Below are 14998 nucleotides of genomic sequence, written 5' to 3' on the forward strand. Positions count from 1 at the left end.
TCGCGCGGCACACCGGCGCCAACCCGGAGGCACGGCGAGCCGCGCGCCTAGCCTTGCCGGGTGCATCCGAGGGTCTTCGCCGTGCTCGCGGCCAGTGATGGCGCCGAGTACCTGCCGGCGACCCTCGACGCGATCGCGGCGCAGCGCGTCGCGCCCGACGCGCTCGTCGCGGTCGACGGCGGGTCCAAGGACGCATCGCGCGGGCTGCTCGAGCGGTCGGGCGCGCGGAGCGTCGTCATCGCGCCGAGGCTGCCGTTCGGGCAGCTCGTCGCTCGCGGCGTGGCGGCGCTCCCGCCCGCCGAGGCGGGCGACTGGCTGTGGCTCCTCGCGCACGACGCGGCACCGCACCCCCGGGCGCTGCAGGCGCTCCTGAGCCACGTCGACGTGCACGAGAGCGTCGCGCTCGTGGGCCCGAAGGTCATGCGCGCCGACTCGCCGGATCGCTTCGCCGAGTTCGGCCAGTCGATGACGCGCTTCGGCCGCAGCCTGCTGCTGCGCGAGGGCGAGCTCGACCAGGGGCAGCGCGACGACGACTCCGACACGCTCGGCGTCGCCGAGACCGGCATGCTCGTGCGACGCGACGTCTTCGACGCGCTCGGCGGCTTCGACCCTGTGCTGCGCTCGATCGACGCGGGTCTCGACCTCGGGGTGCGAGCGCGCCTCGCGGGCCATCGAGTCGCGCTCGAGCCGCGCGCGCGAGCGCGGCGCGCCGGGGGTCCCGAGCACTTCGCGGCGCGCGCGGTGAGCGACGCGCAGCGCGTCGGCATCGCTCGCCGCGCGCAGCTGCACCGGCGGCTCGCCTACGCGAACCCTGTCGCGCTCGTGCTGCACTGGCTGCTGCTCCTGCCGCTCGCCGTGCTCCGCACCGTGGGCCACCTGCTCGCGAAGCGGCCCGCGGCTGTGCTCGCGGAGTGGCGCGCGACGCTCGCGGCGCTCGTCTCGATCGCGCCGGTCGCCCGGGCGAGGCGCCGCATCGCGCGCTCGCGCACCGAGCGCTGGAGCGCGCTGCGCGGCCTGCGCGTGCCGTGGCGCGCGATGCGGCTGCAGCGGAGGGCGGTCGGCGACCCGGCGCGGATGCGCGCGGTGCCGGTCGAGCGCGTCGGGTTCGTCGAGGGCGCGGGGCTCTGGGTCACGGCGCTCGCCGTCGTCGTCGGCCTCGTGCTCTCGCCCCAGCTCATCACGGCGGGCGCCGCGACGGGCGGAGCGCTCCTGCCGCTGCCCGGCTCGCTCGGCGACCTGTGGGCGAGCGTCCTCGGCGGCCAGCGGGACGCGCTCGGCGCGGTCCACGGCGCCGCCGACCCGTTCGCGCTCGTGCTCGCGGTCCTGGGCTCGCTCACGCCGTGGGGCCCGTCGACCGCGATCGTGCTCCTGCTGCTGCTCGCCCCCGCGATCGCCTCGGTCGTCGGCTTCTTCGCCGCCCGCCGCCTGACTGGCTCGCGCTGGGCGCCCGCGGTCGCCGCCGCGGTGTGGGCCCTCTCGCCGACGCTGCTGCTCGCCATCACCGAGGGCAGGCTCGGGGCCGTCGTCGCGCACCTCGCGCTGCCGCTCGCGCTCGTCGGGATGCTCCGCGCGCACCGCTCGTGGCGTGCCGCGGGAGCGGCCGCGATCCCGCTCGCGCTCGTCGTCGCGAGCGCCCCGGTGCTCGTGCCCGCGATGGCGCTGCTCGTCGTGCTCGCGGCCTCGATCGGCTGGCGCTCGCCGCTCCGGCCCCTCCTCGCGGCGCTGCCCGCGATCGCGCTCATGGCACCGATCGTCGTCGAGCGCTGGCGCGCCGGAGTCCCGCTCGCGGCGCTCGCCGACCCGGGCGTGCCGTTCGGGAGCGAGCCCCCGACGGCGCTCGACGCGGCGCTCGCCGCCCCCGACGGCACGCTCGCGGCGCTCGAGACGGCGCTCTCGGCGATGGCGCCCGGCGTCGCGGCGGGCTGGATCGCCCTCGGCCTGCTCGCGCCCCTCGCGCTCGCGGCGCTCGCGGGCGTCGTGCTGCGACCGGCGCGCGCGTGGCCGGCCGCGCTCCTGCTCGTCGCCGGCTACGGCACGGCCGTGCTCGCCTCGCGGCTCGCCGTCGCGACGCTCGAGGGCGAGAGCGTCGCCGTGTGGGCGGGGCCCGGCGCCTCGCTCATGCTGTTCGCCCTCGTCGTGCTCGCCGCGCTCGCGGTCGACGTCGACGACCGCATCGGTGCCGTGCCGGGCGGCATCGTGGCGCTCGCCGCCGTCGCGGCGGCGCTGCCGGTCGTCGCCACCTCGTTCCTCGCGCCCGCGACGGTCGTGCCGGCCCCCGAGCGCCGCATGCCCGCGTTCGTCGAGGCGGCGGCCGCCGAGGATCCGGGGGTCGGCACGCTCGTGCTGCGACCGCTCGCGGAGGACGTGCTGCGCGTCGAGGTGGAGCGCGGGCTCGGCGAGACGCTCGACCGGGCCTCGACGGCCCGGCACGCGCGCGAGTCGCCCGACGCCGTCGAGGAGGAGCTCGCGCAAGCGGCGGTCGACCTCGCGTCGGGCGCCGACGTCGACGTGTCCGCGCTGCTCGACAGGCTCGGCGTGCGCTTCGTGCTCGTCGAGCAGGAGCGCGAGGGCGCCGCGGGGCTGCACGACCGCGCGCAGCGCTCGCTCGACGCCCGCGGCGACCTGCAGGCGATCGGCCAGACGCAGGCCGGCCTGCTGTGGCAGCGCACGGCGGCAGCGGCATCGACGACACCGCCCGTGCCCGCGTGGGCGGGCTGGCTGCTCGCCGCGCAGCTCGCGGCGATCGCCGGCGCGATCGTCGCCGCGCTGCCGTCGCTGCGGCGCGGCGCGCGCGTGCGCACGAAGCGGCTCGAGGGAGCGGAGGCGTGGCAGTGACCGATCGAGACGGCCCCGGAGCGATCGACGATTCGCAGGAGTTCGACGACGACTCTCCCATCCGCGACGACGAGGGGCCCAGGCAGCGCACGCCGTCGGCCGAGGAGCTCGCGGTCGAGGCTGAGGCGCCCGTCGCGGACGGCGACATCGCGACGGACGTCGCGCTGACGGATCGGGAGGCCGCCGCGAACGACGCGGCCGACGGCGCCCGTCGCGTCGAGCGCCGCGACATGCTGCGCTGGGGCGGCAGGGCCGCGGCGGGGCTCGGCGCGGTGCTCCTCGTGACCGGTGCCGTGCTCGGGGCGGGCGCGCTGCCGGCCGAGCCGCTCGAGCGCGTCGAGGCGCCCACCTCGCAGGTGCTGCCCTCCTCGCCGCTCCAGTCGCGCGTGTGCGCCGGCCCGGCGCTGCGCGTAGGCACGAGCGACGGCAGCGACGCGCTCGCGCTCTCGACGGTCGCCGAGCCGCAGGTCGCGATCGGCAGCCTCGGCGGCGAGATCACCGAGCAGCGGCTGCCGGTGCCGACGCGCGACGACATCTCGGGCGGCGCCGCGATCGCCCAGCGCGGCGAGGCGACGACGCTCTCGGCCGCGCAGTCGCTCCCCGTCGACGTCGACGACGCGCGCGGGCTCGCGGTGAGCGAGTGCGGCGAGACGCGGCTCGACCAGTGGCTCGTCGGCGGCTCGACGCGCACCGGCCGCCAGTCGACGCTCACGATCGCCAACGCGTCCCAGGTGAGCGCGAGCGTCGACGTGACGGTCCACGGGCCCGAGGGCCCCGTCGAGACGGTCGGCTCGACCGGCATCAGCGTGCCGCCCGCCTCGCAGGCCGTGCTCGACCTCGCCGCGATCGCCCCGGGCGTCGACGACGTCGTGGTCCGCGTCGTCTCCACGGGCGCGCCCGTCTCGGCGCACCTCCAGCAGTCGACGACGCGCGGGCTCGAGCGGGGCGGCTTCGAGGTCGTCGACGCGGTCTCGGCGCTCACGACCGCGGTGCTCCCCGGGGTCGTCGTGACGGAGCCCACGGGCATCGAGACGCAGGAGGGCTTCGACGACGCCGCGCCGGCGCTGCGCCTCCTCTCGCTCGAGGGCGGACCCGTGCGGGTCGTGTTCGAGGCGGAGGACGGCTCCGTGATCGAGTCCGAGGGCGACCTCGAGGCCGGGCGCGTCACCGACTTCGAGCTCGAGGAGATCCCGGTCGGCGTCACCACGATCCGCATCTCCGCCGACTCGCCGATCGTGGCCGGCGCTCGCCAGGTCGCGATCGCCGCCGACGGCAACGACTTCGACTGGGTCGCGGGCGGTCAGCCCCGCTCGGGCAGCTCCGCGATCGCCGTGCCGCCGGGGCCGGGCGCGACGCTCCACGTCGTGAGCGCCTCGGAGGAGCCGCAGGAGATCACCGTCGACGGCCGAGCCGTCGAGCTCGGTGCGCTCGGTGTGCACCGGCAGCCGGTCGAGGCGGGCTCCGTCGTCGTGGCGGGGGAGGCGCTCGTCGTGGGCGTGGGGTATCGCGACGCGAGCCGCGTCGCCGGGTTCACGGCGAGCCCGCAGGGGCCGACGGCCGGCGGCGTCACGGTCGTGCACTGAGCCTGGTGGGGGTCTCGGTACGCCGGCCCCTGGTCGGCTACTCGACCTTGAGCCCTCCGCGCGCAACGCGGCCGCGCCGCATTGCGCGTTGCGGGCTCAATGCTGCCGCCAGCGGTCCGGCGCGACCTCCCACGGGTCACGGCCGATGAGCTCCGCCGCCGCGCGGAACACCGCGCCCTCGATCGCGATCTGCCGGTGCCACTCGTCCTCGATGTGCACGCGCGGCAGCCGCTGGAGCGGCAGCCGGTAGACCGTGATGGTCCGCCGCGACGGGTCGACCGCCCACTCGGGCACCTCGTCGACGCGCTCGGCGAGCGCTCGCGGCGGCATGTCGGCCCACTGGAAGCGCACGTCGCCGAGCTCGGCCGGCCACAGCGACTGCACGTAGTCGGCAGCGTCCGCCGCGATGTCCTCGAAGCGCGTCTCCCGCGACGACAGGAACGGCAGCACCGGCCCCGCGAGCGACGATCGCGCCTCACGACCGTGGCGGGATCCGCGAGAATGCTGGCGCGCGGGCATGCCGCCATCCTACGTCGCCGACCCGCGGCACTACGCTGAGGCGGATGGACGAACGGATGTGCTCCAGGCCCGGCTGCCGCCGGTACGCCGACCGCACCGTCACCGTCGACTACGGCGCGCAGCTGCTCGTCGTCGGCCCGCTCCAGCCCGCGAGCCGCCGCGGCGCGATCGAGGGCAGCTACGACCTGTGCGAGCCGCACGCAGAGCGCGCGACCGGCCCCGCCGGGTGGCAGGTCGCCCGACACGAGCCGGGCCGCGCGGCCTGGTGACCCCGCACCCAGAACGAAGGAGAACCATGGCGCTGTCCGAGATCGTCAAGGCGTACGACGTGCGCGGCCTCGTCGACGGCCAGCTCACCGAGGAGGTCGTGCGGGCCCTCGGCGCCGCGTTCGCCGACGAGGTGGGCACCGACGCGCCGATCGCGATCGGCCACGACATGCGCCCCTCCTCGCCCGCGCTCGCGGCGGCCGCCGCCGACGGCGCCATGGCGCGCGGCGCCGACGTCGTCTCCCTCGGGCTGTGCTCGACCGACGGCTCCTACTTCGCCTCCGGGAGCCTCGACGCGCCCGCGATGATGTTCACGGCATCCCACAACCCCGCCGCCTACAACGGCATCAAGTTCTCGCGCGCCGGGGCTCGCGGCGTGAGCCTCGACACCGGCCTCGCGGCCATCCGCGACCGCGCGCAGCACTACCTCGACCACGGCATCCCCGAGGCCTCGCGCCGCGGCTCGCGCAGCGAGCGCGACATCCTCGCCGACTACGCCGCGCACCTCCGCTCGCTCGTCGACCTCTCGCGCATCCGACCGCTCAAGGTCGTGGTGGATGCGGCCAACGGCATGGGCGGCCTCACCGTGCCTGCGGTGCTCGGCGATGCCGCCGGCCTCGGCGCCCTGCCGATCGAGGTCGTGCCGATGTACTTCGAGCTCGACGGCACCTTCCCCAACCACGAGGCCAACCCGCTCGACCCGAAGAACCTCGTCGACCTGCAGGCTGCGGTGCTCGAGCACGGCGCCGACCTCGGCCTCGCGTTCGACGGCGACGCCGACCGCTGCTTCGTCATCGACGAGCGCGGGGGAGCGGTCTCGCCGTCGGCGGTCGCCGCGATCGTGGCGGAGCGTGAGATCGCGCGCGTGCGGGCGGAGGGAGAGGAGGACGTCGTCGTCATCCACAACCTCATCACGAGCCGCGTCGTGCCCGAGGTGGTCGCGGCGGCGGGCGCGACGCCCGTGCGCACGCGCGTGGGCCACTCGCTCATCAAGGACCGCATGGCCGAGACGGGCGCGGTCTTCGGCGGCGAGCACTCCGCCCACTACTACTTCCGCGACTTCTGGAGCGCCGACAACGGCATGCTCGCCGCGATGCACGTGCTCGCGACGCTCGGGGCGCACGCCGAGCCGATGTCGGAGCTCGCGGCGCGCTACTCGCCCTACGCCGCCTCGGGCGAGATCAACTCGACCGTCGCCGACGTGCCCGCCGCGTACACCCGCATCGTCGAGGCCTTCGCCGGCCGCGGCGACGTCGACGAGCTCGACGGCCTCACCATCACGGCGCCCGACGGCGCGTGGTGGTTCTCGGTGCGCCCGTCGAACACCGAGCCGCTCCTGCGGCTCAACGCCGAGGCCGAGACCGAGGCCGACATGGTCGCGATCCGCGACGAGGTGCTCGCGCTCATCCGCGCCTGAGCCCCCGCGGGCCGGGCCGCCCGTCGGCGGACAGTACGCTGGAGCCCATGAGCAAGCTCCTCGTGACCGGCGGCGCCGGCTTCATCGGCTCGAACTTCGTGCACCACGTCATCGCCCACAGCGACCACGACGTCGTCGTGCTCGACAAGCTCACCTACGCGGGTGACCGAGCGACGCTCGAGGGGCTCCCGGAGGACCGCGTGCAGCTCGTCGTGGGCGACATCGCCGACCCCGAGGCCGTCGACCCGCTCGTCGCCGAGACCGACGCGGTCGTGCACTTCGCCGCCGAGTCGCACAACGACAACTCGCTCTCCGACCCGTCGCCGTTCGTGCAGACCAACCTCATCGGCACGTTCACGCTGCTCGAGGCCGCCCGCCGGCACGGCACGCGCTTCCACCACATCTCGACCGACGAGGTCTACGGCGACCTCGAGCTCGACGACCCCGCGAAGTTCACGCCCGAGACGCCCTACAACCCGTCGAGCCCCTACTCGTCGACGAAGGCCGGCTCCGACCTGCTCGTGCGCGCGTGGGTGCGCTCGTTCGGGCTCGAGGCGACCATCTCGAACTGCTCCAACAACTACGGCCCGCGCCAGCACGTCGAGAAGTTCATCCCGCGGCAGATCACGAACGTCATCGACGGCGTGCGGCCGCGCCTCTACGGCGCGGGCGAGAACGTGCGCGACTGGATCCACGCCGACGACCACTCGAGCGCGGTGCTGCGCATCCTCGAGCGCGGACGCATCGGCGAGACCTACCTCATCGGCGCCGACGGCGAGCGCAACAACCTCGAGGTCGTGCAGGCGATCCTCCGCCTCATGGGCCAGGAGGCGGATGCGTTCGACCACGTGAAGGACCGCGCGGGCCACGACCTGCGGTACGCGATCGATGCGACGAAGCTGCGCGAGGAGCTCGGCTGGGAGCCCGCGTACACCGACTTCGAGGCGGGCCTCGCCGCGACGATCGAGTGGTACCGCGAGCACGAGTCGTGGTGGCGCCCGCAGAAGGCCGCCGCGGAGGCGAAGTACGCCGCGGCAGGTCACTGACGATGGCCGACGTCGCGACCGGCAAGCCGCTGCGGATCCGCGAGACGCCCATCCCGGGCTTCCTCGTCGTCGACCTGCCCGTCCACGGCGACAACCGCGGCTGGTTCAAGGAGAACTGGCAGCGCGAGAAGATGCTCGCGCTCGGCCTGCCCGACTTCGGGCCCGTGCAGAACAACATCTCGTTCAACGCCGCGCCCGGGGTGACGCGAGGCATCCACGCCGAGCCGTGGGACAAGTACATCTCGGTCGCCTCCGGCCGGGTCTTCGGCGCGTGGGTCGACCTGCGCGAGGGCGACTCCTTCGGCGCGACCTTCACGATCGAGATCGATCCGTCGATCGCCGTCTTCGTGCCGCGCGGCGTCGGCAACGCGTTCCAGGCGCTCGAGGTCGACACGGCCTACAGCTACCTCGTGAACGATCACTGGTCGGCCGATGCGCAGGACGAGTACACGTTCCTCAACCTCGCGGACCCGACCGCGGCGATCGAGTGGCCGATCCCGCTCGCCGACGCCGAGCTGAGCGACAAGGACCGCGCCCACCCCATGCTCGGCGACGTCGAGCCGATGCGGCCGCGGCGGACCCTCGTGCTGGGCGCGAGCGGCCAGCTCGGCCGTGCGCTGCGGCAGCAGTGGGCCGGCCGAGCCGACGTCGACTACGTCGGCCGCGACACCGTCGACCTCGCCGACCCGTCGACGCTCGACGCCGTCCGCTGGTCGCACTACGACACGGTCGTGAACGCCGCCGCGCACACCGCGGTCGACGGCGCCGAGACCGCCGAGGGCCGCCGCGATGCGTGGGCGGCGAACGCGAGCGGTCCCGCGCGCCTCGCCGCGATCGCCGCGGAGCACCGGCTCACGCTCGTGCACGTCTCGAGCGACTACGTCTTCGACGGCACGGTGCCCGAGCACGACGAGGCCGAGCGGTTCGCACCGCTCGGGGTCTACGGGCAGTCGAAGGCCGCGGGCGACCTCGCCGTCTCCGTCGCACCGCGCCACTACATCCTCCGCACCTCGTGGGTCGTCGGCGAGGGCAAGAACTTCATCGCCACGATGGCCTCGCTCGCGGAGCGCGGCATCGACCCCGCGGTCGTCGGCGACCAGGTGGGGCGGCTGACGTTCGCGAGCGAGCTCGCGCGCGCGATCGATCACCTGCTCGCGACCCGCGCGCCCTTCGGCACCTACAACGTCTCGAACGGCGGGGAGCCCGCATCCTGGGCCGACATCGCGGCGCGCGTGTTCGAGCGCACCGGCCACGACGCATCCCGGGTCACCCCGGTCACGACCGAGGAGTACTACGCCGGCAAGGAGGGCATCGCGCCCCGGCCGCTGCAGAGCACGCTGAGCCTCGCGCGGCTCGAGTCGACGGGCTTCGAGCCGCGCGATCAGCTCGAGATGCTCGACGCGTTCGTGCGCTCGCTCTGACGTCCGGCGAGGCGATCGCGCACGCGCCGCCGCTGCGAGCGGAAGCGCGGCATCTCGAACACGTGGCGCAGCCCGATCCTGCGCAGCGCCCGCTCGAGCCCGATCGACAGCACCACGATGAGCAGCAGCTCGACGATCGGCAGCAGGAACGCGAGCCACGGGCTGGCGGCGATCGTCTCGAGCACGTGCGGGGTGTCGCGCAGGAAGCGGTTTGCGGCGATGATGAGCAGCGGGTGGAGCGCGAAGATCACGAGCGTGTTGCGGCCCACGCGTCGGATGGGCCGGAGGGCGCGCCAGTGGGCGATCCGCGGCAGCAGCATGAGCACCGCGGCGACGCACACCGCGCTCATGACGAGGTGGCTGATCGCCGGCAGCGGCAGCTCCCGCCGGATCGCCACCAGGGCCACCGCGAGCGCGAGCAGCGCGAGGCCGTGCCGCCAGTCGGTGCGCTCGGTCAGCGCCCGGATCGCCTGCGGCGCGCGCACGCCGACCACGAACGGCAGGAAGCCGGCGACGATGCTCTTCCACGAGCCCACGTCGACGAGCTCGACGGAGATCGCGGCGAGCGCCGCGGCCCCGACGACGAGCCAGTCGGGCAGCCGCTGGGTGGCCTTCGCGACGAGGAAGAAGGCGGCGAGCGCCCAGATGTACCAGAGCACGCCGGTCGGCTGCCACAGCTCCGAGACGAAGTAGCCCCACGCGTCGTAGTCCTCGCCGTCCCAGGCCGCGAAGCCCCACAGGGTCGCGGCGGTGATGGCGAGCCAGACGACGTAGAGGTAGGCACGAGGCGCGATGCGGCCCGAGATGCCCGCGCGCCACGAGCGCTGCAGCATCCGCGCCGAGAGGTAGCCGGAGACGACGAAGAAGAGCGGCATCCGCAGCGGCGTCGTCCAGTCGACGATGGGCTTGTGCCACACCGTCGCGGCGGTGCCGTGCAGCAGCGGCACGAGCTGCAGGTACATGAGGTGCATCGCCACGACGAGCAGCACCGTCGCGCCGCGCGCGAGGTCCGGCCACAGCGCCCGAGCGGCGATCGGGGAGGTCGCGCGATGGGTCGCCGACGCGCCGACGGTGATCGGCTGACTGGGCATGGAGGATCGATCCTACCGCGAGGCGCTCGTGGGAGGATGGTCTCCATGACCGACACCGCCTCCCGCATCCTCGAGCACCAGGTGCGCGACCTCGGCCTCGCCGAGGCCGGCCGCCACCAGATCCGCCTCGCCGAGCACGAGATGCCCGGGCTCATGGAGCTGCGCCGCCGCTACGCCGACGCGCAGCCGCTCGCGGGCCAGCGCATCGCGGGCAGCCTCCACATGACGGTGCAGACGGCGGTGCTCATCGAGACGCTCGTCGCGCTCGGCGCCGACGTGCGCTGGGCGAGCTGCAACATCTTCTCGACGCAGGACGAGGCGGCCGCGGCCATCGTCGTCGGCACGGGCACGCCCGAGGCGCCCGCGGGCGTGCCGGTCTTCGCCTGGAAGGGCGAGACGCTCGAGGAGTACTGGGACTGCGCCAACCGCATCTTCGACTTCGAGGAGGGCCCCACGCTCATCCTCGACGACGGCGGCGACGCCACGATGCTCGTGCACCGGGGGCGGGATGCGGAGCTCGCCGGGGCCGCGCCGGTCACGCCCGAGGGCGCCTCTGACGAGCTGCGCGTCTTCGACGCGCTCATCGGTCGCACGCTCGCCGAGGACCCGCAGCGCTGGACGCGCATCGCCGAGCAGCTCCAGGGCGTCACGGAGGAGACGACGACGGGCGTGCACCGCCTCGAGCAGCTCTTCGCCGAGGGGCGGCTGCTGTTCCCGGCGATCAACGTGAACGACTCGGTGACGAAGTCGAAGTTCGACAACCGCTATGGCATCCGGCACTCGCTGCCCGACGGCCTCAACCGCGCGACCGACGTGCTCATCGGCGGCAAGACCGCCTTCGTGGTCGGCTACGGCGATGTCGGCAAGGGCGCTGCCGAGGCGCTCCGCGGCCAGGGCGCGCGCGTCATCGTGAGCGAGGTCGACCCGATCTGCGCGCTCCAGGCGGCGATGGACGGCTTCCGCGTCGCGCGCGTCGAGGACTGCCTCGACGAGGCCGACATCTGGATCACGACGACCGGCAACGAGCACGTCATCACGCTCGAGCACCTGCAGGGCATGAAGCACCTCGCGATCGTCGCGAACGTCGGGCACTTCGACAACGAGATCGACATCGCTTCCCTCGAGCGCTCCGGTGCCGAGCGCATCGAGATCAAGCCGCAGGTGCACGAGTGGCGCATGCCCTCGGGTCGATCGATCCTCGTGCTCTCCGAGGGGCGCCTCATGAACCTCGGCAACGCGACCGGCCACCCGTCGTTCGTGATGTCGAACTCGTTCTCGAACCAGGTGCTCGCGCAGATCGAGCTCGCGACGAAGCACTACGAGCTCGGCGTGCACCGCCTGCCGAAGGTGCTCGACGAGGAGGTCGCGCGCCTCCACCTCGAGGCGCTCGGCGCGAAGCTCACGACCCTCCGCCCCGAGCAGGCCGAGTACATCGGCGTGCCGATCGAGGGCCCCTTCAAGCCCGAGCACTACCGCTACTGACGCGGTGGCACGCCGCGGGATGCGCCTCGCTCGGCCCGACCTGGTCGTGCTCGCGGGGCTCCCGGGCGTCGGCAAGAGCGCGGTCGCGAACGCGACGGCCGGGCTGCTGGGCTGCACGCTCGTCTCGGTCGATCCGCTCGAGGCGGCGATGTGGCGAGCGGGCATCTCGCACGACGCGCCCACGGGTCTCGCCGCCTACGTGGTCGCTGAAGCGGTCGCCGAGGGACAGCTGCGCCTCGGTGCTCCGGTCGTCGTCGACGCGGTCAACGACCATCCGGCGGCACGGCAGCAATGGCAGGACCTCGCGACGCGGACGGGCGCGATGCTCACCTTCGTGGAGGTGCGGCTCGCGGACCGCTCGGAGCATCGCCGGCGGCTCGAGGGTCGCGTGCGCGACCTCGATGGATTCCCGGAGCCGAGGTGGTCGGAGGTCGAGTCGCGTCGGGCCGCCTTCGAGTCGTGGACCGAGGATCGTCTGCGCGTCGACGCCTCCGAGCCCGTCGGCCGCGTCGCGCGCCGCATCATCGACGCGCTCACGCCCAGGCAGCCCTAGACCATCGCGTCGCTGAGCACCCGCAGCAGCTCGGCGAGCCGCGCCTGGTCGTCGGCGGGGATCCCGCGCAGCAGCCGGCGCTCGGCGTCGAGCAGGGCGTCGAGGGCGACGTCGACCCGGTCGATGCCCTCGTCGGTGAGCGTCACGAGCCGCACGCGCCGGTCGCTCGCGCTCTCGACGCGCTCGACGAGACCGGATGCGATCAGGTTGTCGATGCGGTTCGTCATCGTGCCGCTCGTCACCATCGTCTGCGCGATGAGGTCCTTGGGGCTCAGCGGGCCGTCGGCGCGGCGGAGCGCCGCGAGCACGTCCCACTCCCACGGCTCGAGGCCCGCGAGCTGGAACGCCTCGGCGCGGATCCGCGCGAGCTGGCGCGAGATGCGCGTCATGCGGCTCAGCACGTCGAGCGGGGTGACGTCCGCATCGGGCCGCACGCGCATCCACTGCTCGATGATGCGATCGACGTCATCGCCGCGGAGCTCGGTCATGCGGTCAGTCTCGCACGGCGCTCACCACGGGTAGGGCGGCGCGGCGAGCACCGCGACCATCACCGCGATCGCGATGAGCACGGCGAGCACGAGCGTCGCGCCAGGGCGCCGCGCGTGGAGCGGCAGCCCCGAAGGGAGCTCGCCGCTGCGCCGGAGGATCGACAGCGGAGCGAAGGGCACGCCGAGCGCGGCACGGAAGGCGTCGACGTCGGCGGCGGCGAGTCCCTCGGTGCTCGCGCTCGCGAGCACGCGGTTGTCGCGGTCGACGAGCCACCAGCGCTCGTGCGCGCGAGTGATGGGGATGCCGCGCGACGAGGCGCCGCCCGCGTGCTGCACGACGACGCCGGCGATGTCGGCGATCGGGACGGCGCGCGATGCGCCCGCGCCGAAGCCGAACGCCGCGTCGGGACCGGGCGGATCGAGCGCCCACACCGAGCGCGCCACGCGGAGCTCGACGAGGACGAAGGCGGCGATCGAGACGACGCCGAGCAGCGTCCAGCCGATCCCGTAGAGCGCGAGGAGCGCGAACACCGCGATGCCGAGGAAGGTGAGCAGGCGTCCCCCGACGGATGCGTAGCGGCGGCTGACGCGCGCCTCGGCGCGCAGACGAGGGGCGAGGGTCACGGGAACACGGTGCCACGGATGGGGGTGGGCTCCGCCCTCGCTCGCTGACGCTCGCGACTGGTGGCGTCGCCGACGACCCACCAGGTCGTCGGCTCCGCCACCAGGATTCGAACCTGGACAAACGGCTCCAAAGGCCGCTGTGCTGCCGTTACACCATGGCGGAAGGCAGGTTCCAGGGTAGTCGCGGCCGATAGCCTGAGCGGACGACCACCGCCAACGATGGGAGAAGCTGTGCCCTCGATCGCCGTCATCGTGCTCGCCGCAGGCGCTGGCACGCGCATGAAGAGCCGCACGCCGAAGCCGCTCCACCCGCTCGCGGGCAAGCCGCTCATCGCCCACGTGCTGAGCGCGGCGGGAGAGCTGCACCCCGACCGCATCGTGGCGGTCGTGCGCCACGAGCGCGACCGGATGGCGGAGGCGGTGCTCGAGTTCGCGCCGCACGTCGTGATCGCCGACCAGGACGAGATCCCCGGCACCGGCCGCGCCGTCGAGCAGGGCCTCGAGGCGCTCGCCGACTTCGAGGGTCACGTCGTCGTGCTCTCGGGCGACGTGCCGCTCATCGACGCCGACACGCTCCGCGCGCTCATCGAGCGGCACGAGCGCGAGGGCAACCAGCTGACCCTGCTCTCGGCCCACTTGAGCGACCCGAGCGGCCTCGGCCGCATCGTGCGCGACGAGGCGGGCGCGTTCCTGCGCATCGTCGAGCAGAAGGACGCGAGCGACGCCGAGCGCGCCATCGACGAGGTGAACGGCGGCATCTACGTCTTCGACGCGACCGCGCTCCGGCAGGCGCTCGGCACGATCGATCGCGCCAACGCGCAGGGCGAGATGTACCTCACCGACGCGGCCGTGCGCATCCAGGCGACCGGCGGCCGCATCCAGGCGGTGCCCGCGCCCGACGAGTGGGCCATCTGGGGCATCAACGACCGCGTGCAGCTCGCCGCCGCCGCGCACGTGCTCAACGACCGCATCATCCGCCGCTGGCAGCGCGAGGGCGTCACGATCGTCGACCCCGCCTCGACCTGGATCGACGTCGACGTCACGCTCGCCGAGGACGTCACGATCCTCCCCGGCACGCAGCTGCACGGCGCGACCGCGATCGCGGCCGGCGCCACGATCGGCCCCGACACGACGCTCGTCGACACCGAGGTCGGCGAGGACGCGGTCGTGAAGCGCACCGACGCGACCCTCTCGGTGATCGGCGCCCGCGCATCCATCGGTCCCTGGGCCTACCTCCGCCCGAACTCGGTCGTGGGCGAAGACGGCAAGATCGGCACCTTCGTCGAGACGAAGAACACGCAGCTCGGCGCGGGCAGCAAGGTGCCGCACCTGTCGTACATCGGCGACGCGACGATCGGCGAGGGCTCGAACATCGGCGCCGGCACGATCACCGCGAACTACGACGGGGTCGAGAAGCACCGCACGACGGTCGGCTCGCACGTGCGCACCGGGAGCGACAACGTCTTCGTCGCCCCCGTGACGATCGGCGACGGCGCCTACACTGGAGCAGGCACGATCGTCCGGAAGGACGTCGAGCCGGGCGCGCTGGCGATCTCGGTCGCACCGCAGCGCACCATGTCGGGCTGGGTCGAGTCGAATCGGCCGGGTTCGAAGGCAGCCGACGCGGCAGCAGCGGCGGGCACGCAATCACCGAACGCCTAGGAGGCACCCG

General features: G+C 74.0%; 13 protein-coding genes and 1 tRNA gene. 9 read left to right on the plus strand and 5 right to left on the minus strand.

What is annotated here, in order from left to right; all coding sequences use genetic code 11:
* The first annotated feature begins 60 nt into the window (after positions 1 to 60).
* Positions 61 to 2835, plus strand: coding sequence for a glycosyltransferase (locus tag L332_RS19580; RefSeq protein WP_021009954.1), 2775 nt, complete (start codon positions 61 to 63; stop codon positions 2833 to 2835).
* Positions 2832 to 4418 (plus strand): DUF5719 family protein, encoded by a 1587-nt coding sequence (locus tag L332_RS19585; RefSeq protein ID WP_021009955.1) that lies wholly within the window; start codon positions 2832 to 2834, stop codon positions 4416 to 4418. Before L332_RS19580 ends, L332_RS19585 begins: the two co-directional genes overlap by 4 nt.
* 96 nt (positions 4419 to 4514) lie before the next feature.
* Here L332_RS19585 and L332_RS19590 read toward each other — a convergent pair whose 3' ends face one another.
* The gene (locus L332_RS19590; RefSeq protein ID WP_021009956.1) at positions 4515 to 4937 is read right to left on the minus strand and encodes a hypothetical protein; all 423 of its coding nucleotides are present in this window, start codon (positions 4935 to 4937) and stop codon (positions 4515 to 4517) included.
* A 44-nt stretch (positions 4938 to 4981) separates the two neighbouring features.
* Between L332_RS19590 and L332_RS19595 the strand changes: the two genes are divergently transcribed.
* The 4 genes from L332_RS19595 to L332_RS19610 are packed head-to-tail and all read left to right on the plus strand — an operon-like array spanning position 4982 to position 9088.
* Positions 4982 to 5206, plus strand: coding sequence for a DUF3499 family protein (locus L332_RS19595; protein WP_021064928.1), 225 nt, complete (start codon positions 4982 to 4984; stop codon positions 5204 to 5206).
* A 26-nt stretch (positions 5207 to 5232) separates the two neighbouring features.
* A complete protein-coding gene (locus tag L332_RS19600) occupies positions 5233 to 6621 on the plus strand; it encodes a phosphomannomutase/phosphoglucomutase (protein WP_021009957.1) in 1389 nt (462 codons plus the stop codon).
* A 47-nt stretch (positions 6622 to 6668) separates the two neighbouring features.
* Positions 6669 to 7667 carry a dTDP-glucose 4,6-dehydratase gene (gene rfbB / locus L332_RS19605; protein WP_021009958.1) on the plus strand — a complete coding sequence of 333 codons (999 nt, stop codon included), beginning with the start codon at positions 6669 to 6671 and terminating at the stop codon, positions 7665 to 7667.
* Between the two features lie 2 nt (positions 7668 to 7669).
* On the plus strand, positions 7670 to 9088 hold the full coding sequence (locus L332_RS19610; protein ID WP_021009959.1) for a sugar nucleotide-binding protein: 1419 nt from the start codon (positions 7670 to 7672) through the stop codon (positions 9086 to 9088).
* On the opposite strand, the gene L332_RS19615 is transcribed toward L332_RS19610, so the two are convergent.
* Positions 9049 to 10179 carry an acyltransferase family protein gene (locus tag L332_RS19615; RefSeq protein WP_021009960.1) on the minus strand — a complete coding sequence of 377 codons (1131 nt, stop codon included), beginning with the start codon at positions 10177 to 10179 and terminating at the stop codon, positions 9049 to 9051. The two genes, L332_RS19610 and L332_RS19615, sit on opposite strands and share 40 nt — an antisense overlap.
* A gap of 36 nt (positions 10180 to 10215) precedes the next feature.
* On the opposite strand from L332_RS19615, the gene ahcY reads away from it, so the two are divergent.
* Together ahcY and L332_RS29320 are read left to right on the plus strand one after the other, a co-directional pair.
* On the plus strand, positions 10216 to 11661 hold the full coding sequence (gene ahcY / locus L332_RS19620; RefSeq protein WP_031223376.1) for an adenosylhomocysteinase: 1446 nt from the start codon (positions 10216 to 10218) through the stop codon (positions 11659 to 11661).
* A 4-nt stretch (positions 11662 to 11665) separates the two neighbouring features.
* Positions 11666 to 12214, plus strand: a complete 549-nt coding sequence (locus L332_RS29320) for an AAA family ATPase (RefSeq protein ID WP_235045064.1) — start codon at positions 11666 to 11668, stop codon at positions 12212 to 12214.
* Here L332_RS29320 and L332_RS19630 read toward each other — a convergent pair.
* The 3 genes from L332_RS19630 to L332_RS19640 form a co-directional block, all read right to left on the minus strand.
* Positions 12211 to 12702 carry a MarR family winged helix-turn-helix transcriptional regulator gene (locus L332_RS19630; RefSeq protein ID WP_021009963.1) on the minus strand — a complete coding sequence of 164 codons (492 nt, stop codon included), beginning with the start codon at positions 12700 to 12702 and terminating at the stop codon, positions 12211 to 12213. The genes L332_RS29320 and L332_RS19630 overlap by 4 nt on opposite strands.
* Positions 12703 to 12723: 21 nt before the next feature.
* Entirely contained in the window at positions 12724 to 13326 is a 603-nt protein-coding gene (locus tag L332_RS19635; RefSeq protein WP_021009964.1) for a hypothetical protein, read from the minus strand.
* Between the two features lie 92 nt (positions 13327 to 13418).
* Positions 13419 to 13489: transfer RNA gene (locus tag L332_RS19640), tRNA-Gln, on the minus strand.
* A 68-nt stretch (positions 13490 to 13557) separates the two neighbouring features.
* Here L332_RS19640 and glmU point away from each other — a divergent pair.
* On the plus strand, positions 13558 to 14988 hold the full coding sequence (glmU, locus tag L332_RS19645; RefSeq protein WP_021009965.1) for a bifunctional UDP-N-acetylglucosamine diphosphorylase/glucosamine-1-phosphate N-acetyltransferase GlmU: 1431 nt from the start codon (positions 13558 to 13560) through the stop codon (positions 14986 to 14988).
* The last annotated feature ends 10 nt before the right edge of the window (positions 14989 to 14998 follow it).

This window comes from Agrococcus pavilionensis RW1 (genome assembly GCF_000400485.1).
Classification (GTDB): domain Bacteria; phylum Actinomycetota; class Actinomycetes; order Actinomycetales; family Microbacteriaceae; genus Agrococcus; species Agrococcus pavilionensis.